The organism is Clostridium mobile (genome assembly GCF_018918285.1).
GTDB classification, from domain to species: domain Bacteria; phylum Bacillota; class Clostridia; order Clostridiales; family Clostridiaceae; genus Clostridium_AW; species Clostridium_AW mobile.
Map to the genome: position 1 here is coordinate 796,046 of NZ_JAHLQF010000001.1, position 25,969 is coordinate 822,014.

Consider the following 25,969-nt stretch of genomic DNA (forward strand, 5'->3'; position numbering starts at 1 on the left):
ACCATATCTTTTATTAAGATTATTTTTTATCTTTACTTTGTTGTTTGTTAATTTCTTCTTCCTTATCAGTATTGTATTTTATATTAGGTCTTTCTAATAAACTCCACAAATTCACATAAACAAAAGCTTCCTCTTTTCCTTTAATCTCAGCTCTATCTAAAAATATAAGCAAGTTACGCAGCTCTTGCTCTGTAAAATCTATTGATAAATTTCTCATATGCTATGCCTCCTGTTCAATATTAATATGATTTTTATATACGTAATTCCTTAAATAATAAATTAAGTATGTACTATCTTTTTTACTGAAGCTCCCCAATGATATAGGTTCATAGTCTAATGTGATTATTACAGAAGTTAACTTTCCTTTTTTCTTGTCTAGGGAAATTTTTTCGTGTTCATTAATAAAACTATTACAAAAATTTTTATCGATTGACATAGTGTTTTCAACTATACCTATATCAATTGCTTTCACACCTAACCTATTTAGAAATTTAACTCCTTTATGTAAATTATCCACATTTTCCTTATGACAAACCATATGAACCATTAATCTATCATTTAAATTGTTTTTAATTAGCTTTTTAATATTTCTTACCACTGTAAAATAATTTTCCTTACCATTTCTCCACAGTCTTAATTTATTCATTTCTCTATTACCATCTAAACTAATTGAAATAAAAATATTATCATTCTCTCTGAAAAAATCTAATATATTTTTATTTAAAATAGTCAAATTTGTACTAATGTAATATCTTAAAACTGTAATTTTATTGAGATTATTCTCTAAATAATTATAAGCCTTTACTAACATATCAAATGTTAATAAAGGCTCACCACCAATAAATTCAATTATCTTATCTTGTTTTCCATCTTGAATTATCACATCTAATTGCACTTTTATTTCTTCCCAAGTGTATGCTCTTTCATATGATGTTTGATAACAATACACACACCTGCAATTACACTGCTCGATTAGATATATTGTGTATCTGCTCATTTAAGCTATCCTCCACAAAAATCCTTTGTGTATTGCAAGCACACCTGGCATTACAAGTGCAAAATGTTCGTCCATGACAGGTAAACTCAGTATTGTCATCAAAAACAGATATTAATAATTCATCTAACTCCTGTATATATTTAAACATAAAATCACCCCAATCAACTATGGTGTAGGTGGTACATAGCCTTGACAAGTGCAATATCCCACGCAACAATCACTATTACAATTACAAGTACAATTAGATACACAATGACATCCTTCAACAGCATTGCTATCACAAGAGCATTTTGTCATGCTTTCAAATACTCTTTTAAACTGTCCTAAAGATAAATCAGTATTACTATATATCTTAGAATGACCGCTACAAATAGTTTTAGGTAGGTTATCTCCCCGTGTATCACTTCCATGTGAATCACACCCTAAATTTGAACCATCTCTAATTACATACATATTATTTATTAATTCATCTAATTCTTTAAAGTGATGCCATTTATCATTTACACTCAAAGATACTCCACCTTTAACTCTCTCACTTACGTGGTTTGTCATCCCTTTTAAGCTAATATCTTTAATAGTAGACATACTTACACCACTTCCTTGTTCTCATTAAGTAGTTTTACCAATGTTTTCTGTATAACATTTTGATTAGCTTTTATATCCTGTAATTCTAAAAGCATTAGTTTAAATGCCTTTGCTAATATCTCTGTAGAATATTTATTGTAATATTCTTCATCTTTTCTTGCTTGATTACTCGAATTATACCTTTCTTTATAAAGCCCTAGTTCAATTAAGTCAACTTTCATTTTATCAGTATATTTTTTATCTATTAATGACATTTTACAATAACATCCTTGTATCTGTTGTAGCATATCTCCATTATGAACCCAATTTGTTGCTATACATCTATAACAATTATAATGTTCACATTTCTTATCGCAACTCATATTGTCACAAGTATAGTCTTTATACGGTTTTATTTTTTCTAAATCAATACCATTCCAAACATCACCTATTTTAGTTTCTGCCTTATTATCATTAAAGTAAAAATTATGACAAGGGTATATATCTCCTTTGGCAGTTATAGTTATCAATGTCTTTCCTGCACCACATGGAGCATCTTTTTTCTTAGAAGGATATAAACACTTATTATATGGAGTAAAGTAATTTAATTCACTTATCTCATTTTTATATTTTATTTTATCTATTATGTAGTCATATATCTTACCTTGTTCTCTATCATATATGTCTACATCACTTTCAGTCCACCCTTCTTCATGTACAGGCATGAACCATATGTTTTTCATATTCCACTCTTCTCTAAAAAATTTATATCCTTCAAATAAATATGGTAGGCTTTTACGATTAATACATCCATGAACAGTTAGCATTTCTGGATTGGTCTTATATATTTCTTTAAATTTAACTATGTTTTTTGCTATTTTATCAAAACTACCACTGCCATCTATGTTAACTCTATACATATCATGAACTTCTTTTACTCCATCAATACTCAATTGACAGCTTAAATTTACCTTATCTTTATATTCCATAAACAACCAATATATATAATCATTCATTATTGTGCCATTGGTTATAATATCAGAAGTAAACTTAATGCCCGTTTCTTTTTGTTTCTTCAATCCATATATAAAAATAACCTCTATTAACTTAGAGTTTAATAGAGGTTCACCACCAAATAATAAAACATTTACATGATCTTTATTTTGTTTTTCAGCGTTTTCATATAATAAGTCAATTCCTTTCTTCGCAACTTCTTCTGTCATATTATAAGGATTTTTCTCAGGTACAAAGCAATATTTACAACGAAGATTGCAGTTCTCACTTATTAAAAAAGTCCCGTTTGTTGGTAACATATTCATTTTAAATTCTTCCTCTCTATAATAGATTATTTTAATACAATGAAGTCAAATCCTGACCTAGAACTACCTGAGTTATACACAGTAACACTTGTAGCACTTTTTACAACCCTTATTTCACCTATATTTCCTTCAGGTGTGCCTCCTGTTGGAGTTATCGAAACTGAATAATTAGTATCACCGAAATTATGATTGATTGTTGTTCCTCCTGTTCCACTAAAGCTAGAACTAGCTCTAAACAATACAGGCAACATATATGTATGTGTAGGAGCTCCCTTTATTTCTCCTCCTGAGAAATAAGCAATTCTCAGCCCATTAATATTAGTTGTGTTTAAGCTCATTCCATCGTCAGTCAAACTAATTGAGGTTTTTCTTTGATTAGACATTATAGTTGCACCTGAACTATGGTTTATTTCAAATGCACTTCCAAACTTATCATACATTCCAAAGTTATTTTCATTATTAGCAGTTATAAAGAATTCTTGACTATTATCATATGATCTAAATTGTATAAAACCACCTGTTTTTCTATCTCCACTCAACATACCACTTACATTATCTACAGAACTTTTAGCTTTAATGATGATTTTTTCCTTATCATCTTCTCCATAAAGCTTTATTATACCTTGATTAAAACTTTCATCTTGCGAAGATATAAACAACTTAGTTTTTTCTTCTTTATTGTTAAGCTTTATAGTGCCTCCACTATCATTACCTGTAATTTCAACTATCTTTTTACTTTGGTTATTTTTTATTTTCATAACACCCATATCATTTAATGAGTGAATGCCTATTTCTATTCTTTCTTTGGCTTTATCTCCATTATATAACTTAAAAAATCCCCCTGTGTATGTGTAGTCTGGTGCAGATCCTAAGAAAGCATTTATATTTCCATTCCAGTCATTAATTAATAGTTTTCCGCCTTTAGCAGTATCTTTATATAGGTCTGCTAAGCATATTTTATTTTGAGAAATATCATACCTAAATACTCTAAACCTACCGTTAGCATCTACTTCGCCATCTGTATTTACTTTAAATATATCATCGCCACTTTTATTATTTATCCATATACATCCATTATCTATTCTTAATCCATTATCATCTAATACAGAATTTGTATTCATTACTACAAAGCTTTCGGCATGAACTTTCCCATCCATGTCTAACCACATTGTATCTTTCCAAATAGAGCTATCTTTCCTTTGTATTTTGATTCCTTCTTCTGGATTTAGATATATTCTATTCATTTTGTTTTTACTTAATAATGACAAATCCATATTATAAGCTTCCATATGGCTATCATTAACCATAAAAGTATGATCACCATTAGAATCTCTATTAGTGATTATTAATTGATTAGAAGCCACTATTTTTCCAACAATTTTCTGTCCTACAATACCTTGCGGAGAAATGGCTAAGTCCACTGTTTTAAATCCATCTGTGGTCATAACTAACAAATCCGCTACTATTCTCAGTTGCCTATCTTCATTGTCCCCATCTTTGCACCATATTCCATGTCCATCAATACTAATCTTTTGATGAGGATTTTGACTTAAAATTTTATTCTTCGCAGCATCTAAAGCACTTTCTCTCATTTGGGTTACTAAATCATATCCATAGCTGCCCTTGTCCCAATTGCCTTTAAAAATGTCTATTGTTGTATTTGAATTATTAAACTTATTTAGCATATTACTTATAAATTTTTCTGCATCATCATGATCATCCTTGTTGCTAAAGGTTAAGTTTATTTTTTTACCATCCCTGTCATATTCGATTTTCACTAATTTAACTACAATATCTATACCTAATTTAGAATGAAAAATATTAATATAATCTCCTTTTACTAGCTTATTCCAATCATGTTGACATTCTACTACATCTAAAAAGTCCACCACATCGGTCTCAAACTCAATGGGAGGTGAACTTATTTTACTTAAAGCATGTTTTCCAGCAAAATATAATTCCTTTACATTGAAATAATTAGTATTAGCCCAGGTTTGCTGAAAGGTCAACTTCTCTAATTTTTTTAATTGTTCTTCTGTGAAATTATTTTTTTTACTTAAAGAAACTCTTACTTGATTTATATCATTATTTTTACTTTCTATTTGATTCTCTTTGTTTTCTATCAATACTTTTTGATTCTCAATTTCTTGATCTTTAGCTGATATTTTTAAAGTTAGATTTAATATATTATTTTGAAACTTAGCTATTTCTTCTCTCTCTTCGTCTGTTTCAGCTTTTATATTCAAGAGATTACTAATTTCATTTTCTCCTATACCATATAATCTTTCTAATTGCTTTATTAAAACATCTCGCTCTAATTCAAGTAAATCCTTCTCGCTCTCTAACTCATCTTTTTTATTCTCTAGCTCAACGGATTCTACTACTAGTTCGTTTAATTCTTCAAGTAAATTATAAAATACAGAGGTATTTTCAGTAAGCTTCTCCTCATATTTATCCAAGGCTTCAATTAAATCTTGTGACATATATTTTTTATTTTTAAAATAGCTATAGTCTTCAATATATAATTGTCCTGTGGGATTGTAACTAGCAATATTTAAATTGTCCTTCCCATATACATATAGTCTTGTTACTATTTCATCTGACTTTTCTATTTTTACTATATTTTTTAAATAGTTTTCGTTACTGATATAAAGCCCTTTATTCTTTCTTTGCTTATCCTCTTCACTGTCTTTATCATTATAGATATTAATTTTATTATTTAGGGTGTCAAATTCTAACACACATTCATAGGATTTTTGTACATCATTTAATAAAAAATCTAGCCAGCTTTTTTTCATACCATCAAATATTCTATATTTCTTATGTAACTGTCCCAATTCCTCGTCAGCATATTCAGCCTTATGTTCTACAGTTCCTAATGTCCAATTCTTTACATATTGAGGTAATATTTCAGTAAATATTCCTTCTCCCGTTTCAATATCATCACTTCTCAATTGCCATGTTGTAGCTACATCTATCTCTATATTTACTTTACTTAAAACATATTCCTCACTATAACAATGGACATACATAGTTTCCTTATCTTCACCTACTAATTTCACTTTATCTATAACAAAGTACTGCTCATTGTTTAATTTGATGGTATACCATCCATTTATCAAATCCCAATTAGGATTTTTAATTTGTTTATACTGAAATTGTATGTAATGGGGAATATAAAATTCTAGCTCGTCTGTTTCCCTATATTTCTTAGTTATTTTCACTCCATAGGCTTCATTTAAAAAAGCTATCTCTTCTTCTTTATTGCTTTTGCATAAAACTAATTCTATTTTTTCACTAAATGTTTTTAATGACTTATCTATATCACCAAACATCTTTACAATATCACCTCGATTCTATAATGAAATAGGATAACTTGTCCTGATAACAACTTTTACATTGCCCTTTATTTGTATTCTGTTTTTACCCTGAACCAATCTAAACCAATTCTTATTGAAATTATTAAGTCTGTATATACCGCTTTCTTCTAAACTACTTTTAATTTGTTTTAAATCATTGTTTATATATATTTTTTCACCCTTTTTTAACCCTATAAACTTAAACTCTTCATTGTTATTAGTTAAATTTATTATTGAAACCTCAGTATCATCTGTCATTTCTATCATCACTTCAGGATAGTAATAATTTAATACATTAGACATATTCCTTATTTCTATTGTGTTACTTGGGTTCTTTGTGTAGTCATATACCTCCATTACAGTTTTAGTATATGGAAAAGGCCCATTGCATCTAAATTTAATAGTAATATATCCTTTTTTATTTCCATTATCATATCTCTTAGGATCTCCTACAGGCATGCAATAGTAAACTATATCTCTGTTATCGCCTAAGATTAATGTTTTATATTGTCTATCTTTATATAACCATCTATTTATCTTCCATCTTGTATCCATATCCCATTCTGAAAACTCATCATTACAAAAAGTAATTTCTAACTCTAAAGCATTTGATTTAACACCAAAAAAATAAGGAGTATCTCTCAAGCCTACTTCCTCTTCTAAAATACTCCTACTGTACCCAAAAGGCATTTCTATCATACCAGAATTTATTTCAACTACTAATAATCCTAAATCTCTACTATTAATACCGTCATAAACTATATAATCTTCTAAACATGAGGACATTTAAACTTCACCTCCCGTAAAAATAGTGCGCATAGTTTTTCTACCCACACTATTTTTAAATTATTTTAAATATGACCTAACCCCTTCATTTTTTGATATAACTTTTCTATAGCATTGTTGCCAGCTTGTTCAATTTTAGGTATGATATCACTAGTTGCATTACCTTCTATGTTTATAAGCTTATCTATTTCTATTCCCCTGCTGTATCCTGAATTTGAAGAATGATTCATAGAATCTAATAATGAATAAGGAATACAATTTGATGCTGTTTGAGATACTGTTCTTTTTGTTAATTCATTTATCTGTGATGTATTCAACACTGCTTCAAAATTACTTGTACTTCTATAAGGTACTGCTAGCTGACTTTCAGCTATGAACCCACTCCTCATATAAGAACGCTTTTTCAAATATTTTGATATTTCTTCTTTTGTTTTTTCAGTGTTCTTTCCTATAGGTATCTTATCCGCTATTGAATTTGTATCGTTATTTTTGAATTTATCTTCAGCAACACCTACTATTACATCTCCTATATTAATTCTTATTCTTTTTATTTCTTCTTCTGACATTTTTGAAATATCTATAACTTCATAATCATTTCCATCAAAAGCTTCCTTGGCATTTGTATAGTCATTAACAGCTCTATCATTAGACATTGCATAAACTTTCTTTTTTCCTTGTGAAATATTAGAGTCGTTAGATTCTGAAATATTATTATTTATTTTTTCTAGTACACCATCTTTTAATAATTCTCTAACCTTTTCTAAATTATCAATAAGTTCCGTTTTTATTTTATTGCCTAATGCACTTAGCCCTTCTCCCCATTTGTTTTCATATTCCTCAATGGCTATGTTTAAATCTATTAGGTTTCCTTTTACATCACTTATTAATCCACTATTTATGACTTGTCTAACTTCTCTATATAAATTATCCTTTTCTAGACGACCCTCATAATACTTATCTATCTCCTTCATTTCTTCTTCTAATTTTTGTTTCTTATCTTCATATTTTTTATCTTCAGCTTTTTTCTTTTCATCTACGTCTTTAGAATAATTTTTCTTTAATTCTTCTAATTCCTTTTTCTTTAATTCATTATTTCTTTTATACTTTTCTTCTTCAATTTTTTCGTCTAAGTCATTTAAATCTTTTAGTAACCCTTCTCTCATAGCTCTACCTTGAATAGTATCTACAAGAGCCAATGAATCATATTTTTGTTGTAATGTATTTCGTTCTTTCTGAAGATTTTCTAGTTTTTTATCATATTCATCTTTGCTTATTTTCTCTTCAAGCTCTTTAAGTTGCAAGTCAACTATATCGATTAAACCTTGCTTTTCCTTCTCTAAGTTTTCTAATCTTTTTTTATGCCTCTCATCTTCTAGCTTCATCTCTTTTTGCTTTGATTCTTTTGCTAGCTTTTGTTGCTCTTCATAATTTTTTCTTATAATTTCTATAATTTTATCTTCAACAGATTTTACAAAACCTAGGATTTCTTCATTTTGTCTTTTTAAACTTTCAGTGTGATTTAAAATGCTTATATTTAAATCTTTAATATTTTGTTTATATCTATCTGTAGTTTCATTAATCAAAGTCCACTGATCAGAATTTTCTTTTACCGATTTTAATTGATTTTCTAAATCTTCTATTACTTTTAAGCGGTAATCTCTTTCCTCTTTTTCTTTGTATATTATCTCATTAATCAATTCTGCTCTAACTTTGTAATTTTCTTTATCTGTTATATCTAATATATCTAATTTGTATTGAACATCATCTATTTCTTTTTTTATTTTTTCAGCGCCAGTATCATGTATCTTTATTTTTATTTCTAACTGTTGTTTTCTTATATCTTCTTTTAATTTATCTATTTCTTTTATTGCTTTTCCGCTTTCGACATAAGTTTTGAAAGTTAGATCTAGATATTTATTCATTTCTTCTTGCAAATTTTCAACCTGTTTTTTTGCATTTTCTTTAGCTTCCCCTGATAAAGAATTAGCCCAAGATTGTTTAGAACTTAGAATTTGCTGATAGTTTGTTATTTCTCCCCTAGAACCAAACTTAACCCCTTGATTACCGAGTGACCCTTTTAACTCTACTCTTTCCTTTAGTTGCTCCTCATTTAGTTGTTTATATAAACCCTGTTTTTTGTTGAGTAAGTCTATTTCTTTTTCTAAGTTATTTATTTTCTCCTGGTTATATACTCTATCATTAATCTGCTGGTAACTTTCTATCTGATTCTGAACATCTTGTATAGCATCATTTAATTGTTTATATCTATCAGTTTTTAAATTGATGTCTTCTATTTCTTTTTTTGAATTAGAATTATCAATTGTTTTTGAGTTAGAATTATCAATATCTCCAGAAGAAAAATATGGTACTTTAATTTCTGCTCCAATTTCATCAAAAACCTCTTTAGATTTTTGTAACTGCTCAGTTAACTCTTGAATTTGACTATAAATATCTTTACCTTCGCCTTCTTTTGCAAGACTTGATGCTTTAGTTCCTTTTAGTAAGGTATCTGCCCAATCATCGTCTGGCAATTTCATGGACTCAAAAATATCTCCTTGAATTTTATAATACTTACCCCAAAGATCATTTAAATTCAATACAAGTTCCTGCTCTACAGCAATTTTAGCTTCTGCCAAATTCTTAGCATTCTGAAGCTCCTCTCTCTGTCCCTTACTTAATGTAATCCCATGTTGTTTTAATCGATCTTCTAATTTATCTATACCACCTATATTGTTTTGGTAATACTTGTCACTAGCCATTATCATCTTCTTATAGGCATTTTCAGTTTCACTTTTTTGCTCTTGTATTTTTTTATCAATTTCGCCATGTAAAGCTTTTTCATCATTTAAATAGTTTAATAGTTCTGGAAATTTCTCTAATAAAGAATTTAATGTAGACTCGCTATATTTACTATTATTACTATACTCATCTTGTGCTTTGTTTAATTCAGCTAATACATTTTTAGTATCCATAAAGCTCTTAGCTAGCTTTTCGAATGGTTCAGCACTCATAGAATATTGGTTCTCTTTTTTAGCATATGTATTCTTTTTAATTTCATCGGTCTCTAGCTTTATTAAATCTCTACTTGTTCCACTATATTTATTTAAAAATAAAGTTAACGTATTTGCTTGACTTACGATCTCTGATATTTCTTCCATTCTTTTATACTTTGCATCTAATGCTGTATTAACATCTACGTCGATTGTATATTCTCTTTCTTCGCCTGTAAGTTCGTCCTTTCCCTTAATGGTTCTAGTAATAGTTTTTTGACCATTTGCTTTTGCTAATTCTAACTCTTCTAGTTCATCTTTTAATCTTTTATATTCTTCTGCTTGTGCTTCTATATTTTTATTTTTATCGAAAAACTCTTCTGCCTCTAATATCTTCCTTTTCTTTTTCAATTCAAGTTGTTCTGCTATTAAATCATTATTGGCAGCAATTGCCTCATTTTCATCCGAAAAATCAGAAACAGTTTCTGGCATTATATCCGCTATATTTTTTTGAACTTCTATTAATTCCTTCTTAAATTTATTTCTTTCTTCTTCCGATTTAGAATTAGATATATCTATTTGTAATTTATCAGATTGCTTCATCAAATTTTCAACATCAGATATTGATTTAGCTGTATCCTTTGTAGATTGAGTTATATTTTTATTAAACTCCTTTAAATGTTTATCTGCATTCATAACCTTATCTATAAATGAGGAAAGTAAGCTAATACCAACGGATATTCCCATGGTAATAGCAGCTTGCATAGCAACTGAAGACGCTGCTACTAATAATTGTTGTGCTTTTAGTTTAAATAATTGAGTAGTTAGCATTGCAGTAGATCCACCTAAAGCATGCGTCATATTTATTAATACTCTAGTACTAGTAATACTTTCACCAATACTTTTATTTATAGGTTTAAAATGCTCATTTGTTGACTTTAACATCTCATCCAAAAATGAGTCCTTAGAAAATTCATGCATTTTACTTTTCAAATTTGGTAAATATTCATTATCCTGACTTGTTGCTCCTTGGCTAGATTTTACTTTATTAATTTCTCCGTTTAATTCTTTAATTTGATTTCTTATATTATCTATATTTTCACCTAAATTTGTGGTATCTATATTTAAAGACATGTACATTTGATTTTTCAATGCATTTAACTGGCTTTCTATATTAATTATTGCATTACTTATTGAATCATTATCTATTTGTATAACTAATTTATTATTTTGCTGTAACTGACCTAATAATTTCTGTAATTTAGAGTTTACTTTACCATATTCCTCAAAGTTAATTTCTAAGCGAATACCTAAATCATCAGCCATTAATCCAACCTCCTTTAAAAAGAAAATGAACTAGCTGATGATTTGCTAGTCCACTTTGTAAGCTTTATTCTTTAATATTTCTTTAAAATTCATTTTATAATTCCTCTTATCTATTGCGGTTTAATTTCAATTCCTCTAATTTTCTTTCTAATTCTTCGATAGTATTTTCTTCTTCTAATTCTGCCTCTTTTTCTCTTTCATCGCCATTTACAATAATTTCTTGTATTTCTACAGGTGAATTGCTAAGCATTTTTACATTTTCATACCAATTTAAAAACTCTTGATATATTATTTTTTCAATTTCTAATTTGATTTTCATTAATACAGGTGAAGGATCTTTTAAAATTTCACTTATTAATTCTTTATCTCTTTCTTTATTTAAATCTAAATATATATTTGTAATTTCAGAAAATAGTGTTAACAAAACATCCTCGTCTGATATAGATGCATCGATAGAAGTATCTTTAACATTTAAATTATTAGTCAGCAAATTTAATATTAATTCCTTTTGTTTCATATTTGGGTTATAGATCTCTATCGGATTTTCAACCATTTGCTTTACTTTTTCAAAATTTTCATAGACGGTCTTTATACTTCCATTCTCCTCATAAATTAAACATCTCATATTTTCTCTTTTTAATTCACTTAAATTTATGGACATGAATAATTCCTCCTTATTTTATAAAAATAAAGGACATGTGTTAAACATATCCTTTTATTATTTTAATTTTTTATAATATATTATTTTCTTTTACAATGATATAGCTAATTATATCATTGTAAAAGAAAATAATAGGCAGTCATAACATTTAAACTACCTATCATTAATATTTACTTTATAATTTCTTTATTACTCTACAACTGAAATATCAAGTATTCCTTTTTCTCCTGAACTAAATACTCCTTCAAGTAAATCGAATTGCATGTCTAACTTAGTAACATTTGCAGCACTCATTGTTAATTGTAGTTCTGATTTTGGCTTAGCATTAGGTACATAGAAATGGAAGAACTTATCTATTCCATCTTCATCTCTAACATGAGTATCTCCATAAATTTCGTAGCTAGAAGGTTCACAACTTGCTTTTACTTTGAAGCTTTTACCATTTGGCATAGTGGTTGGTAGGTAAAAAGCAACAACTTTTGTTCCATCCGGTTGAGATCCACTATTAAAATCAATTGTTTTTAATGTTATTCCATATGTATCAGGATTAGTAATTTGTCCTTCTACTAATTCTTTTTCATGGCTTATTAAATCTCTACCTAGTACAAATAATTCTAAAGTTCCATCTTTAGGTGTATCCTTTAATTCAACCTTTCCATTCTCGATTGTAAGAACTTCTCTAGTAAGAACGTTTTGGATTCCTTCTTTAAAATCAGAACCTAATAAAATAGGTATCCATTTTAAATCAAACACTTCTGCACTTAATTTTAAAATTCCATCAGTTGATGTAATCCAACTTATTTTCTTAACTCCTTTTTTTGTTGCATATACCGCATTAGACTTTATATCAAATGAAGTTTCATTGCAATAGTCAGCATATAAAACTGTCTTTGATACACCATCTTTTCCTTTTCTTTTTAGTGTTACATTAGCACTGTCCTTAATACCTTTAATATCCATTATTAAATTCCTCCCTTATATTTTTTTATAAATAAAACTAAGAATTTTATTTAAATTCTTAGTCTAATTTCATTTTTATTGACCAATGTATTAGGTCTAATTCATTATTTTCGTTTCCTGCTACTAAACATATATCGAGATTTTCTCTATATCTTTCTTTTTTCATAATATTTTCGTAAGCGTTATTTATCTCCCATATAGTCATATTCTTTATAATGTCTTTACTTATTAAACTATCCATTCCAAACTTAACTATATTGACGATTGTAGCAAAATTTATACTATCTTTCTTTGAGCTTTTAGCTCTTCCTTTTTGTGAAAGTTCCCATATTTGTTTTTGTCTTTCACTACTAAACATAGGGGACTTTTCTATTTTAATTTTTTCTGTACCATTCACTTCTAATATAATTTTGCAAAACTCCTCAAAATTTTCTCTATTAATAGATTTATTTAAATCATTATTAAAAACAAAACTATTGTCATAAGCATTTATGCTTATTTCTTTTTCTTCAATTTTACAAAAAAACTTTAAAGATTGTATGAAAAGACTGAGTACATCTATATACTCCTCACTATCTCCATTTTTAATTTTTGTCCTTAATAAATCAAAATCACTAATATTATTATTAATTGTAAATATTTCTTTAGTAATTTTATAAGGAATTAATAATTTTTCATACTTATCTATACCAAACTTCATGATATCTTTTAAAGTAGGTTGGTATATAGTACAAATTCCATAAAAATCAATGGGCTCGCCTACTACTAAATTTAATTTATAATCCATATTCATTCCCTCTAATTAAGATTTGTAATACTATAAAACAATTCACTCTTTCTTAAATATTTTATTAATATTTATTTTATAAAGGACTACTCTTCCAACTTTTATTCTATCTATCGGATTGATACAATCATGAATTTGGGGTAGCCCTTAGAAAGATATATTCATCTCTTTCCATACTGATAAATAAGCTATTAAAAATGTATTCAAATTCTTTATATTACTATCTTATATGCGTTTTTCTATTGGTGGTTATTTCTCTTTTTTTATTATATCGTATATATTTTTCTAATTTTTTTTCCTTAGCACAAATGTGACAGTATTTAGTACGATTGCTAGTCTTTTCAGTGAGCTTACCACAAGCTTCACAATATATATATTCTTTGTATTTACTAATTCCTGCAGCCTTTCTTACATAATTTTTATAGTAACCACTTAAACTCTTGGAGAAATAAGAAATGATATAATTATCTTCATTCCATCCATCAATAATTACACTATCTATTTCCCAGCTATCATCTTCTACTTCCTCTAGTGGCTTATAATTTTCAAATATTTTCTCTATAAAATCATTTATAATATTTTTATGATCATTCCATGTTATATTTAATTTATTCGACGTGGACTGTTTTCTATACATTTCAGCCTCATCAAGAGATCTTTCTATTTTATCTTTAATATCTACAATATTTATGCTTTCTTCTGCTATTATCTTTCTTACTAATTTTATGTATTCATTTTTAGGAACTGTTATACATTTATAGTATTCACTTTTATAATATGTATCTCTGTCACAATAATAGCCGTATAAGTTATTAACTTTAACCCTTATGTAATCAATAGAATTTAATTTGCTTTTATATTTCCCCTTAGCAACCATGTATTCTATACTTTCATGGGGTGTAAATATATCAATAAGTTTCCGATCTTTTATCAAATCTTTATCAACGGTATAATTATACTTTCTCTTATATTTTTTAAATTTGCACTTACTCCCCCATAGCATTTTTTTAAATTCTTTTAATATAGTTTCTTTTTCATTTTCATCACCTAATTCATAGTAATAAAGCATTTCACTTAAATCAATTCTATTCATCCGTGTCCTCCTCATTTACATCAACTAGCTTATACCATCTTCCTAAATATTCTTTTGAATTCCTATCCTCTTTACTGGTTTCAACGATTTTTTGTGGATTATTTTTACTGTTATTCTTTAAATTTTCTAGCATTGTATCCCCACACATCGACCAACAAAAAACCTTATCTCTATTTTTAAACTTATAACATATTTTAACTAAATAATTAGTAATAACTTTTTTGTCCAAAGGTACTTCATTAATTATACTTCTGTATTTTTCAAATAATATATCTAATTGACTATCTGTGTCATCTTTGTCTATTTCACCATCTGAATTGGCCAAGTCTTGTTCATCCTTATTGTTTTTATCTTCGTTATCAATTATTGAATAAAATTCATATATAAAATTTTTATATATTTTAGTTAACATTTTTTCTATATGTAAGTTATCTGTTGGAATGTCTTTATTAATAAGGAATGAAGATGTATCAATCACTTCATAATTCCATATTAGATCCCTTTCCCATTGTAAAATATAATCACATAATTCATTCATTGGAGAGGATGATCTGTAAGCATTATAGGGAAGCTTGTCTTCTTCACTTTCAATATCTTTATTAATATTTTTTATATTATTATAAGCCTTTAGTTTTTTAGGATAGCTATACAGTAAAAAATACGGTATTTTCTTATTTCTTTTTCTTAATGATTGACTTATATGCCACCTAGTAGAAGTCTTTATAAAATCGATTTCTTTACCTTGAGTAATCCTCAGTATAGCAATATCATCTTTGTTTTTTTGTTTATATTTTTCATTATCAGTAACTACATTTAATATGCTGGTAGCTACGTTAGTAATTTCACCTATGCGATTATCTCTTGTATTACATTCATATTCCACTATATTTTCTAAAGTATAGTCTTTAGCTACATCTGTAGCTTTATCTGTCATATCAACTATTATTGGGTATTCTATTACTGAATCAATTAATAGCTTTTCCTTACACAAGTTCACCAAATCTCCATCAACATCCATTCCACCTTGTTGCGGTAGTGAAATATCATACATAGAAAACATTACAATATTATTTTCTTTAAAATAATCTAAATATTTATCAGTTAACTCATTAGAGCTTATTTTGACCTTGTTTACTTCTGAAGGGTCTATTAATGGCGAGCGAAGGGATACGCACTCCCCTTTAGGCAGAGTTTTACAATATATTTCATTGGCTCCTATGCACCCCCTCACATCTAATCCACCGCAATATTGAAGAAATCCTATAATATCCCCAACTGCTATGTGGTAAAATCCATTTGAATATATTTTTCCAAATTTCAATTGATTTATTGATTTCCTTAACATTCTAATCAGCGTTTTCTTTATACAAATATCTTGCAACATATTATCATTTATCATTATAGCTTTTATATAATTACTGTTTATATCTTTTAATGAATTAGTTTCAGTTATTCCTAAATATTTTAATGTGTATAATTTATCTCCTTTTATAATTTTTTCAAATAAGTCTGTAGAATACTCCGCTAATTTTATTAATTTACTTTTATTATCCTCTTTTGAAAAATCAAACTTACCTTTATTTTTATCTTTTGAGTTAAACCATTGAACATACTTATTATTTAAAAAATCATGACACTGTAAATATTGAAAATTTTGTCTTGAATATAAATCTATATCTTTTATGTTATGATTATATTTACTAATTCCAAGCTGAAATTTATATTCATTTACTCTATTTAAATATTCATTCCATCCTTTTTTTCCGAATCTATCTTTGAATATACTATATCCCTTCCACATTGATTTTGTCCAAATGCAATCGATCTTTTCAACATCATGGTATGTCCCAAATATATCCTTAATTTTAGTTACTTTCATATCTTTATAATATTCTTGTATTGGGGCTTGTGTACTCATACCTTTCATAAAAGGAAGCCTTATTTGAAACGAAATAGCATCATGTTTTAAACCTATAGCTTCTTTCCATAACTTGCTGATTTTTTCTGTATGGCATCCCATGCCATCAAATGGAGATATTTTTACATCATGAAGTCCTTCCTTTACTAACTTCTTATCATATTTTATTTTCTTGCCATCTTCATCCTCAAATTCATCAGGTTCAGTAGAAACATATCTAACATATTGATTGGGCAATACTTTTTCATAATCATCAACAATAATTATATAAGGTAATGGTGAATCAACTATTTTACAAGCGCTAAGTATAAGATTTCGATAAGCTTCATATTTACTTATTACACATGATTTAGGCGTTATTCCTAATTGACTTCTCTCTGTAATACTTTTAAAATAATCTTCGCTTATAAAAACTGTAATACCATTTTTAGCTTGAGAAGCTGATTTTCCTATTCTTAAGAATTTAATACTGTTGCAATAAAAACCATTCTTTAAAATATGTATTAATTGCTCATTTTTACTTTTATTTTTAGATTCAACAAATATTAATTCATCTATATTCGTGGTTTTATAACCTCTTAGTAATTCTATTTGTCTAAACAAAGCATTACCTTGTTGCTGTATTAAGAAATCCTTCTCACCCTCTTTGTCTATGTTTATATTATATTTATTTTTTATTATGTAACTTATATTTATTTTTTTTAATCTATACATTTCTATCAATATTCTTTCCCCCTTACACAGAATATGTCAATGATATCCCTTAGTATGATTTCTATTATTTACTTTTTATATTTATTTTATAAATATTGTTCTAAATTAACTATCATATATCTCTCTTATCTATTCTATAAATCATATTTTTTATATTGATATAATTAAGTTTGAGCAAAACCTGTACAATTTATTTTATCTCGTACAGGTTGGTGTTTTATGCTGTATGGATTTTTAATATGTAATCATTTCCTATTAATTCTATATCCATAGATATATCAATCTCTTTAATTTCATCATTATATATCACCACAGGATTTACTCTATCAAATTCATCTTCAAGAATTAATACATCTTCCATTGAGTTACAAACAAACTTTTCAATATTAATTGCCATTGAAATAGGCGTTACCATATCAATGCAAACACATTTACCCTCTAAGTTTTGTAAATGATCTAGTAATTGTTCCATTAAACCCTCTCCCATCATTACATGTTCGAACGTATGTTCTGATAGTATTATTATATTACCAATTTTAGTTTTATGCAACACTATACGAAGGTATTGATTCGACATAATTCTCCATTTATGTTTCATTATATTTTTTATATTTATTGTATTACTAACTAAAAAAAGTGGTTTTTAAACCACTTTCCTCTAATCTCTTCCTCTAATGCCATCTACACTTTCAGTATTAAATCTAGTTAAATATAATTGTTTTAAAGTAAAATATGTTTCCTCATTTTGTCCAGCTTCTGTAACAACTCTTATATAGTCTTCTTTATTTAAATATCCTTGTTCTTCTTCTATTTCTAGCAATTTATATAACATTCCACTTTGGTATATGCTTTGAGTAGTTAAATATGGCATTTTAACTGATATAGCTAACCTTTTTATTCTTGAATTAATGGCAGTCCAATTTATAGATTCGCATTCATCTTTAGTGCGTTTTTTTCCCCCTATCACTGGCTGTCTTAATACATATCCGTTGTAAGGTAATGGATATAACAACTCATATTCCTTGTTATTTCTTACTCTAACTCTCTTATAATCTGTTTCCAATAATGCTTGATTTAAATAATATAGTGTAACTTCTTTTATATGCACTATGCGTTCATTAATTATATTTCCATCATCATCTTTTGTTTTAACTGTTACAGTTTTATTCTTGTAATCAATATCATTTTTCATTAAATTTACTAATTCTTGATTTTGAGTACCTTTTATTCCTTCATATAGACATAACATAGCTGCAACGTCCTGAATATTTAGCGCCTTTGTTCTTTCATTATTTACAAATATATTAATTATCTCATCATAAGATATAAAATTATTTACTTTGAATACATACTTCTCTAAATCGTCTTGTGTAAAATATGAAGTCACTGGTACATTGCAATATCCATTTTCATAAGCCCATGTTATATAGCTATCTAGTATTGAAAATCTAGTTATTAATGACTTTAAGGACTTACATTTTAATACTTTTAATACTTCTTCAAATTCTATTTTACTCATTTCAAATATATCTCTATTATAATCATTTTCAGCAATTGCAGTTAATCTAAATGTACCTAGTATGGTTTTTAATGTATTTTCAACCTCGTTCAATTCTTCCATATATGCCTCTTTAATATCTCTGTTGAATAATCTTGTTTCATCATCGAAACCTGTTTTATTATATGCAATCATATTTATTCTCCTTTTATAAATTGCTTAAAGTATTGAGATATTTTTCTTACATGTGTTGATCCTATCTTTGAAGTAAATAATCCTATCTCTTGCCATTTATCTTTTAATTTTTCCTTATCAAAATCAATTTCGTTTAAAACTTCCGTTAATTTTTCTTCCCAATCTTTTTCTTTATACAGCTTTGAAAGCATAGAAATATAGCCCACAAATGTATTTGGCTCTGTAACTATGGAATGTATTCTTGATGTATTAGGATTTTTAAAATCACTTTCAAAAGTCCCTATTATGTAAATAAATCCATCTATAATGAATTTTTGTATTTTCTTTCTTTCTAATAAACTCAACTTATTATCTTTGCCAAAATTATGTTCAATAGCATCTGCTAATATCTTATAAGTGGTATATTTATTATTGTTTTTTACATCAAATAGATCTTCTCCTATTTTATTGTATAATCCATTGGTTTCTTTACTTCCATAATTATTAATGTCTTTAATCATTGTAATATAAGCGTTAGTATCGCTAATAACTTGAACATGTAAATCATCAATTTTTGTTTGCTGATCTACTGAGCTTACATATCTTGCTGCTTGAAATGTGGTGGCATGATATATTTTAAATACAACATTAAAATTGCTTTCTGGATGTGTATTTCCATAATTAGCGCTTGCAAGAAAACGGTGATATCCATCAATACAACTACATTTTGATGATATTCCATTTACCTCTACCCTTATGTTATTATTTCTATATTCAAATCGTTCTTCACCAGTAACAGGTATATTTACAGTAATGGAATAATCATTCAGTTCACCTGCTTCAATTCCTGCTTCAATAGCTTTTATTTTTTCTGGAATAATCGTTGGCTTCTTAGTTACTCTGCCTCGAGTAACTTTTTTAGTCAATTGTCGTTGCGTTTGAGGATCGTAACTAATTACACCTCTATTGAATAAATCAGCAACCTCTTTAACTGACATTACACAATACCATTGCTCAGGATTTACTTGAATAACATTTTTAAATTCAATTATATTACTTATATTTGCTTGTTTCGAATGTTTAAAAGTATTATACTCAAATATTTCTTTAGGTAAAAAGAAATTTTCTGGATTTAATTCTTTTATTTCTCTGTTCTCATCATTTAATTTTTCATAAATTTGTTTATTAATTAAATATAATTCTTCGTCAAGTATTGAGTTAATTGGTGTTGTTTGAGTAAATATTCCATCAATTTTACTTCTTGCTATATTATGATTTTCAAATAATTCATTTTTAATATTATTATATATATTACTATTGTAAGTCACTTCTTCAAAAAAACTAAGCAGTAAATTCTCTAGTTGCCCCCTACTTTGCTCACCTTTTATCATACTTATTATCTTCCTTCCTGTTGGCTTACTTAATACTTTAATTTCAAAATATATAATTACTTAAGTTTATTTTTAATATCAACTTTATTATATATATTACAATAAGCAATTTCAAGGCATTTGTTTTCTAAATGAAATAAACCTTCCGACAAAATTTTAAATTTTCACTTTATACTTTTTCGTTTAATTATATAGAATATCTTCTTCCCCCTGCTCTATGTTCTGAGCCTATATTATTTTCTAAGTCCACAGATAAAATCATTTAAAAGTTCATCAATTCTTTTAAGTATTATAAAATTAATATTAATTTTTTACAGAATTCCATTTATAAACTTAGTTATTTTTTTATATTTACTTTATTAAGACTCTATAAACTGCCCCCATTTCAATACGTCACTTACTACCTTAATTTTAGTTTCTAAAGAATATTTAGCCATAAAAAAGTACACCTCCAAATATTATAGATGTCTAACATTTGGGGTGCACTTCATAAATGAGCTCCTTTTTATATTTGCTTATTAATTATCTACTTATTGTGCTACATCTTTCCTCTCTAGTTCCAAGCGTTCCTCTTTAACCTTTGACTTGGTCCTCATATATCTAAAACCAATGATTATTGTTCCTACGCTTATTACACCTATTAAGCTTGCCATAGCTATTACTTCATTCATTTTCCTCACTCCTTTCTAAGTAAAGCATTTCGTCCAGATCTCATATCTTATGATTTTTTAATATAAAAATGGATGAAGCTTTATATATAAATTTTTCCTAATTAATTTCATAGGAAATTGAATATCGTTTTATTGCATTCTTAAAGATTCAATTTGCAGTGATTACTACATAATATGGATTAGGTGTGATAAGTTTGCTTAAATTGTTACATAAAAAATACCGCAAAATTCAATTTTGAATAATACGGTATTCAAATAACCTATATTTAATCCTATGCTGTCCAACTATAATATATTATCTTAATTCCTCTAAATCTTTTTGACATAGCTCTTATTGACTTCCTTTAGCCATGCGCATGAATCGTTTTCCTCCAAAATACCCCATAATTAATATACTTAAGATTATACCTAAAATGCTATAAAACAGAGGCATATGCTCAATTTGTGGTGCCATAACAGCTCTTAGAGCCTCATTTACATAAACTAATGGATTCACCAAAACTAATATTTTAATAATAGGTATCACACTTAGCGCATTCCATGTAAAAAATATGGAACCCAAGAAAACCAAAGGCATTAAGAATCCAGGAAACATAGCTGCAATTTGACTTGGCTTAATAATAGTTCCTACTAGAAGTCCTAGCGTTGCAGAAGAAATAGCGGCAAGTATCAATATAAGGATTAGACTTAAGATGCTTTGAGGATTAAGTGTCAAGTTCAATGAATTGCCCATAAATATTAAGGATAGTGGCAATACAATTAGTCCACCAATCCAAGATTCAATGATACCAACAAACATTTTTGCTAGAGCAACAACTCGTATATTAACTGGAGCCATCAAGCGATCTTCTATTTCCCTGGACATATTAAAGTCCATTGTTAGAGGAACCGCAGTTCCGTGTATCCCTGTTACAAGAATACTCATCCCTACCATGCCCGGAAACATCTGAGTTGGAAAGGTTGCTGGTAGAAGACCTATTCTTGGCAAGATATAACCATACAATAATATCAGCATAAAAGGTAACATAGCCACACGAAAAACAAATTCCCATTTATCACGGATTTGTATGACTAGATCTCGTTTTACCATAGTTTTAAAAGCTATCCATGATACATTTGTATCATTGTTATTTTCCTTCGCCATTGTTTATGATCTCCTTTCCAGTTATATGAATGAACACATCATCAAGTGTACTTGTGCTCAAACTAATATTTTGCAATGATGTGTTTAATGTTTTTATCCATTCAAGAATTTGATTAAAATCAGGGTGCTCATGTTTCATATATAGAAGTAATACGTCATTTTGTATGATGGCATTTTCAACCTCAGGTAAAGTCTTGGCTTGCTCAGCAAAATCTGGTTTAAGATCAGCTAACTTAATAGAAACAATATTGCTTGTAGGAATCAAAGCTTTTAGTTCATCGGCAGTACCTATTGCTTTCAGTTCCCCTTTGTCAACAATAGCAATTCTATCACATAATTGCTCTGGTTCCTCCATATAGTGAGTAGTAAGAAATATGGTAGTACCTGCTTTATTTAAAGCCAGCATTTGTTCCCATAAAATAGCTCTATAACTAGGGTCTAGGCCGGTAGTTGGTTCATCCAAAAACAATATATCTGGGTTGTGCATAATTGCTCGGGCAATTTTTAAACGTTGAGCCATACCACCAGAAAAACCTCTTACATAATCATGTTCACGATCTTTTAAACCAAACTTTTCTAGATATTCATCCGCTCTTTCATTTGCAGCTGCATCGTCCATACCAAAGTATTTAGCGTGATAAATGAGATTTTCTCGCGCTGTTAACCCTCTGTCCAAATTATTATGTTGAGCTACCACTCCAATTTTTTTATGGGCCAAGGCTGGATTTCTCACAACGGATTCTCCGTCAATAAAAATTTCTCCTGATGTAGCTTCTTTCTGAGTTGTAATCATACTGATAGTTGTACTTTTGCCCGCTCCATTTGGTCCGAGAAATCCAAAAACTTCTCCTCGCTTTACTTCAAAACTTATTCCCTTTACAGCTTCAATCTTACGTGTTTTAGAGAGCTGGAATTCTTTTTTTAGATTCTCTACTTTTAGAATATAATCAGACATTTTACTCTCCCCTTTTGAATTTCTTAGCTTTTGTACTTCGTTTCGTTGTCAGCTACTTAAGCACTCTTTTTTCACATTTTTAATTTCCAATAATTAGCTCAAAAATAAGATATATTTATATAATGTGTAGTATTATTAATATTATTCCATTTTCAAAAGGGGATTATCTATAAATTTGAAGCCCTTTCCTACTAGTCTTTTAATTAAAACACCTAGCGACAAGACTATATATTAATATCTTTAGTAGATGAGTCTTTTAGTAGATTAATCTTTTGTTCAGGGTTTAAAACCGTAGGGTTATGGATTTATTTACATAGGGCTCAGATTTTAAAACCGTAGGATTGGTTTTAAAATCCGGTATTAGCTTTATAAATTTAGAACCAATACCGTAATAAGAAAACATTCCCTTCTCCCTTATAGTTTCATGTCTAAGAATGTCTGCTTTTGCCATTCTCTTAAGTATTCTATATATGCTATCTTTCTTCAAATTCAATATAGGCAGACTTTCTATTATTCCTTCATATTTCACCCAATAGTAAATTTCATTATCTATTTCTTTTCTTATCATACGTCCACTATCTTTAAAGTCAACAAAATACCTTAATATAAGTGCATCTATAGTGTCTAGACCAAACCTTACTAGCTCACTTTGCTTAAAGCCAAGTATTGTATACTTCACAAAAATTCCTCCCTTTTAATGATCAAATTTTATTTAGTTTTATAAGAACGTCCGTTTGCATTAATGTTACTATAACATTAGTCATTTCCATATTCAACCATATACTAACTTAAATTCCTTTAACTGTATTGATTGTGAAGTATTTTCTATCTTTATTGCAAGTTTTCAAAGTTTTATCGGCACATTAACGTAAGGTACGTTAATTTACGGTTTTGAAGTAATTTGGGAGGAAAATATGATAATAAAATTGAGGAGATAGGAAAACCGACAGAGTGTTGAAATCTGTCGGTTTTGGTTTATTTTTTATACTTTATAAATGTATTTTTAAATATTTCATACTTTAAAAGAGAGGACTATGCGTCTCTTTGAACACAAATCTTTACTTTACTTATACGTTTTTCTTTTACCTCTTCAACCTTAAATACAATATTGTCATGTTCTATAATTTCTTGGTCTCCGCTATTAGGTATTCTCCCTAATAAATTCACTAAAAATCCACTAACAGTGTCTTGTTCTTCAGAATATAAATTTATATGAAGATAATTATTTAGTTCGTCTATTGCAAGCAATCCATTAACTAGAAAAGTATTACTATCAATTTTTTTTATTTCCGGCTCGTCATCATCATATTCATCCTCTATGTTACCCATAACTTCTTCTATAAGGTCTTCTATAGAGACTATTCCTGAGAACCCACCATATTCATCTATTAATACCGCCATATGTCTTTTTGTAGCCTGAAGTTCTTTAAATAACTCATCAATATTTTTAGTTTCTGGCACAAAATATGCAGGACGTAATATACTTCTGATATCTACATTTTCAAAGCCACGCTTTCTGGCTTCAATAAAGAAATCTTTCATATAGAGAATACCTATAATATTATCGCTATCTCCCTCATATACAGGAATTCTTGAGTATCTTTCCTCTATTAACTCATCTAAGTATTCATCTAAAGGAGTATTTATATTAATTAAGTATACTTCAGTTCTTGGTGTCATTACTTCATCAGCTAATTTATCATCGAACTCAAATATACTATTTATCATTTCTTTTTCAGTTTCATTTATAACACCATGTTCTTGTCCAACTTCTACCATTGATTTTATTTCTTCCTTTGATACCTTCTCATCTAAACCTTCTCCATCAAGCCCAACTAATCTAACCAAAACATTGGTTGATGCTGAAAGTAATTTTACAAATGGTACAGTTATTTTAGATACATACATTATAGGCCTCACAGAAAACATTGCAATAGCCTCTGACTTCTGCAGTGCTATTCTTTTAGGAAATAATTCTCCAAAAACCAATGTTATGTATGATAATATAATAGTTACAACAATTAAGGATATTTGTCCACTATAAGGAATATTAAACTTATTTAGATACTGTGCCAAATCATATGATATTCCAGTAGCTGCAGAAGCACTAGAAAAGAATCCAGCAAATGTTATTCCTACTTGTATAGTAGATAAAAATTTAGTTGGCTCCTCCATTAGTTTTATTAATAATTTCGCTCTCTTATTCCCTTCTTCTGCAAGAAGTTTTACTTTGTTTTTGTTTAGTGATACTATTGCCATCTCTGCTGAAGCAAAAAATGCATTCATCAATACTAAAATGGCTATTAATATTAGTTGCGAAGTTATATTCGCAGGGTCGGGTTCTACTTCCATTATTACTTACCTCCAAATAAAAATATTTTATTCTTATAATAATACCATAATTATTTCAGTTTTTCATGCTTTTACAAACATTTTAATTATTATTAACGTTTAGTATCTTTACTATATGTTTTATATATATTTTTAACTACTATGCCTAATACCACAAATGTAAGAATACCTATAATATTAGGAGTAATGATGGTATTATTCCTAATATTATAGGTATTATAGAAGTAACTATTAAAGAAAAAAACTATCAAAAGAGCATTAGATATCCCTTAATCAAATTAGACAATAAAATAGTATAAATTAAAGAAGA

General features: G+C 28.1%; 21 protein-coding genes. All 21 read right to left on the bottom strand.

The features are described from left to right. Positions 1–19: 19 nt before the first annotated feature. A complete protein-coding gene (locus tag KQI86_RS03910; protein ID WP_216437839.1) occupies positions 20–217 on the bottom strand; it encodes a hypothetical protein in 198 nt (65 codons plus the stop codon). Between the two features lie 3 nt (positions 218–220). Next, positions 221–997 carry a radical SAM protein gene (locus KQI86_RS03915; protein ID WP_216437840.1) on the bottom strand — a complete coding sequence of 259 codons (777 nt, stop codon included), beginning with the start codon at positions 995–997 and terminating at the stop codon, positions 221–223. Beyond that, complete coding sequence (locus KQI86_RS03920) at positions 960–1,145, bottom strand: hypothetical protein (RefSeq protein ID WP_216437841.1); 186 nt, start codon at positions 1,143–1,145, stop codon at positions 960–962. Before KQI86_RS03920 ends, KQI86_RS03915 begins: the two co-directional genes overlap by 38 nt. Before the next feature lie 17 nt (positions 1,146–1,162). Further along, a complete protein-coding gene (locus KQI86_RS03925) occupies positions 1,163–1,582 on the bottom strand; it encodes a hypothetical protein (RefSeq protein ID WP_216437842.1) in 420 nt (139 codons plus the stop codon). 2 nt (positions 1,583–1,584) lie between these two features. Beyond that, a complete protein-coding gene (locus KQI86_RS03930) occupies positions 1,585–2,880 on the bottom strand; it encodes a radical SAM protein (protein ID WP_216437843.1) in 1,296 nt (431 codons plus the stop codon). 26 nt (positions 2,881–2,906) lie between these two features. Then, on the bottom strand, positions 2,907–6,215 hold the full coding sequence (locus KQI86_RS03935; protein ID WP_216437844.1) for a phage tail family protein: 3,309 nt from the start codon (positions 6,213–6,215) through the stop codon (positions 2,907–2,909). A gap of 21 nt (positions 6,216–6,236) precedes the next feature. Then, positions 6,237–7,025 (bottom strand): phage tail domain-containing protein, encoded by a 789-nt coding sequence (locus tag KQI86_RS03940; protein ID WP_216437845.1) that lies wholly within the window; start codon positions 7,023–7,025, stop codon positions 6,237–6,239. A gap of 65 nt (positions 7,026–7,090) precedes the next feature. Further along, positions 7,091–11,341, bottom strand: coding sequence for a hypothetical protein (locus KQI86_RS03945; protein WP_216437846.1), 4,251 nt, complete (start codon positions 11,339–11,341; stop codon positions 7,091–7,093). Between the two features lie 106 nt (positions 11,342–11,447). Further along, a complete protein-coding gene (locus tag KQI86_RS03950) occupies positions 11,448–12,002 on the bottom strand; it encodes a hypothetical protein (RefSeq protein WP_216437847.1) in 555 nt (184 codons plus the stop codon). Positions 12,003–12,191: 189 nt separating this feature from the next. Further along, positions 12,192–12,962, bottom strand: a complete 771-nt coding sequence (locus tag KQI86_RS03955) for a hypothetical protein (protein WP_216437848.1) — start codon at positions 12,960–12,962, stop codon at positions 12,192–12,194. 58 nt (positions 12,963–13,020) lie between these two features. Continuing rightward, a complete protein-coding gene (locus KQI86_RS03960) occupies positions 13,021–13,749 on the bottom strand; it encodes a hypothetical protein (RefSeq protein WP_216437849.1) in 729 nt (242 codons plus the stop codon). A 220-nt stretch (positions 13,750–13,969) separates the two neighbouring features. Next, the gene (locus KQI86_RS03965) at positions 13,970–14,842 is read right to left on the bottom strand and encodes a hypothetical protein (protein ID WP_216437850.1); all 873 of its coding nucleotides are present in this window, start codon (positions 14,840–14,842) and stop codon (positions 13,970–13,972) included. After that, positions 14,835–17,483, bottom strand: coding sequence for a hypothetical protein (locus KQI86_RS03970; protein ID WP_216437851.1), 2,649 nt, complete (start codon positions 17,481–17,483; stop codon positions 14,835–14,837). The genes KQI86_RS03965 and KQI86_RS03970 overlap by 8 nt, the downstream gene beginning before the upstream one ends. Positions 17,484–17,691: 208 nt before the next feature. Next, a complete protein-coding gene (locus KQI86_RS03975) occupies positions 17,692–18,072 on the bottom strand; it encodes a hypothetical protein (protein WP_216437852.1) in 381 nt (126 codons plus the stop codon). Positions 18,073–18,132: 60 nt separating this feature from the next. Continuing rightward, positions 18,133–19,167 (bottom strand): phage lytic cycle repressor MrpR family protein, encoded by a 1,035-nt coding sequence (locus KQI86_RS03980; RefSeq protein WP_216437853.1) that lies wholly within the window; start codon positions 19,165–19,167, stop codon positions 18,133–18,135. Positions 19,168–19,169: 2 nt separating this feature from the next. Then, positions 19,170–20,537, bottom strand: a complete 1,368-nt coding sequence (locus KQI86_RS03985) for a hypothetical protein (RefSeq protein WP_216437854.1) — start codon at positions 20,535–20,537, stop codon at positions 19,170–19,172. A gap of 530 nt (positions 20,538–21,067) precedes the next feature. Beyond that, the gene (locus tag KQI86_RS03990) at positions 21,068–21,208 is read right to left on the bottom strand and encodes a hypothetical protein (RefSeq protein ID WP_216437855.1); all 141 of its coding nucleotides are present in this window, start codon (positions 21,206–21,208) and stop codon (positions 21,068–21,070) included. 331 nt (positions 21,209–21,539) lie between these two features. Next, a complete protein-coding gene (locus tag KQI86_RS03995) occupies positions 21,540–22,352 on the bottom strand; it encodes an ABC transporter permease (protein WP_216437856.1) in 813 nt (270 codons plus the stop codon). Next, positions 22,336–23,307, bottom strand: coding sequence for an ABC transporter ATP-binding protein (locus KQI86_RS04000; RefSeq protein ID WP_216437857.1), 972 nt, complete (start codon positions 23,305–23,307; stop codon positions 22,336–22,338). The genes KQI86_RS03995 and KQI86_RS04000 overlap by 17 nt, the downstream gene beginning before the upstream one ends. 283 nt (positions 23,308–23,590) lie before the next feature. Further along, positions 23,591–23,986, bottom strand: coding sequence for a hypothetical protein (locus KQI86_RS04005; protein WP_216437858.1), 396 nt, complete (start codon positions 23,984–23,986; stop codon positions 23,591–23,593). A gap of 353 nt (positions 23,987–24,339) precedes the next feature. Further along, complete coding sequence (locus KQI86_RS04010; protein WP_216437859.1) at positions 24,340–25,659, bottom strand: hemolysin family protein; 1,320 nt, start codon at positions 25,657–25,659, stop codon at positions 24,340–24,342. Between the last annotated feature and the right edge of the window lie 310 nt (positions 25,660–25,969).

Coding starts and splice junctions, on each gene's coding strand:
- KQI86_RS03910 (WP_216437839.1), bottom strand. CDS start 217: ATGAGAAATTTATCAATAGATTTTACAGAGCAAGAGCTGCGTAACTTG.
- KQI86_RS03915 (WP_216437840.1), bottom strand. CDS start 997: ATGAGCAGATACACAATATATCTAATCGAGCAGTGTAATTGCAGGTGT.
- KQI86_RS03920 (WP_216437841.1), bottom strand. CDS start 1,145: ATGTTTAAATATATACAGGAGTTAGATGAATTATTAATATCTGTTTTT.
- KQI86_RS03925 (WP_216437842.1), bottom strand. CDS start 1,582: ATGTCTACTATTAAAGATATTAGCTTAAAAGGGATGACAAACCACGTA.
- KQI86_RS03930 (WP_216437843.1), bottom strand. CDS start 2,880: ATGAATATGTTACCAACAAACGGGACTTTTTTAATAAGTGAGAACTGC.
- KQI86_RS03935 (WP_216437844.1), bottom strand. CDS start 6,215: ATGTTTGGTGATATAGATAAGTCATTAAAAACATTTAGTGAAAAAATA.
- KQI86_RS03940 (WP_216437845.1), bottom strand. CDS start 7,025: ATGTCCTCATGTTTAGAAGATTATATAGTTTATGACGGTATTAATAGT.
- KQI86_RS03945 (WP_216437846.1), bottom strand. CDS start 11,341: ATGGCTGATGATTTAGGTATTCGCTTAGAAATTAACTTTGAGGAATAT.
- KQI86_RS03950 (WP_216437847.1), bottom strand. CDS start 12,002: ATGTCCATAAATTTAAGTGAATTAAAAAGAGAAAATATGAGATGTTTA.
- KQI86_RS03955 (WP_216437848.1), bottom strand. CDS start 12,962: ATGGATATTAAAGGTATTAAGGACAGTGCTAATGTAACACTAAAAAGA.
- KQI86_RS03960 (WP_216437849.1), bottom strand. CDS start 13,749: ATGGATTATAAATTAAATTTAGTAGTAGGCGAGCCCATTGATTTTTAT.
- KQI86_RS03965 (WP_216437850.1), bottom strand. CDS start 14,842: ATGAATAGAATTGATTTAAGTGAAATGCTTTATTACTATGAATTAGGT.
- KQI86_RS03975 (WP_216437852.1), bottom strand. CDS start 18,072: ATGAAACATAAATGGAGAATTATGTCGAATCAATACCTTCGTATAGTG.
- KQI86_RS03980 (WP_216437853.1), bottom strand. CDS start 19,167: ATGATTGCATATAATAAAACAGGTTTCGATGATGAAACAAGATTATTC.
- KQI86_RS03985 (WP_216437854.1), bottom strand. CDS start 20,537: ATGATAAAAGGTGAGCAAAGTAGGGGGCAACTAGAGAATTTACTGCTT.
- KQI86_RS03990 (WP_216437855.1), bottom strand. CDS start 21,208: ATGAATGAAGTAATAGCTATGGCAAGCTTAATAGGTGTAATAAGCGTA.
- KQI86_RS03995 (WP_216437856.1), bottom strand. CDS start 22,352: ATGGCGAAGGAAAATAACAATGATACAAATGTATCATGGATAGCTTTT.
- KQI86_RS04000 (WP_216437857.1), bottom strand. CDS start 23,307: ATGTCTGATTATATTCTAAAAGTAGAGAATCTAAAAAAAGAATTCCAG.
- KQI86_RS04010 (WP_216437859.1), bottom strand. CDS start 25,659: ATGGAAGTAGAACCCGACCCTGCGAATATAACTTCGCAACTAATATTA.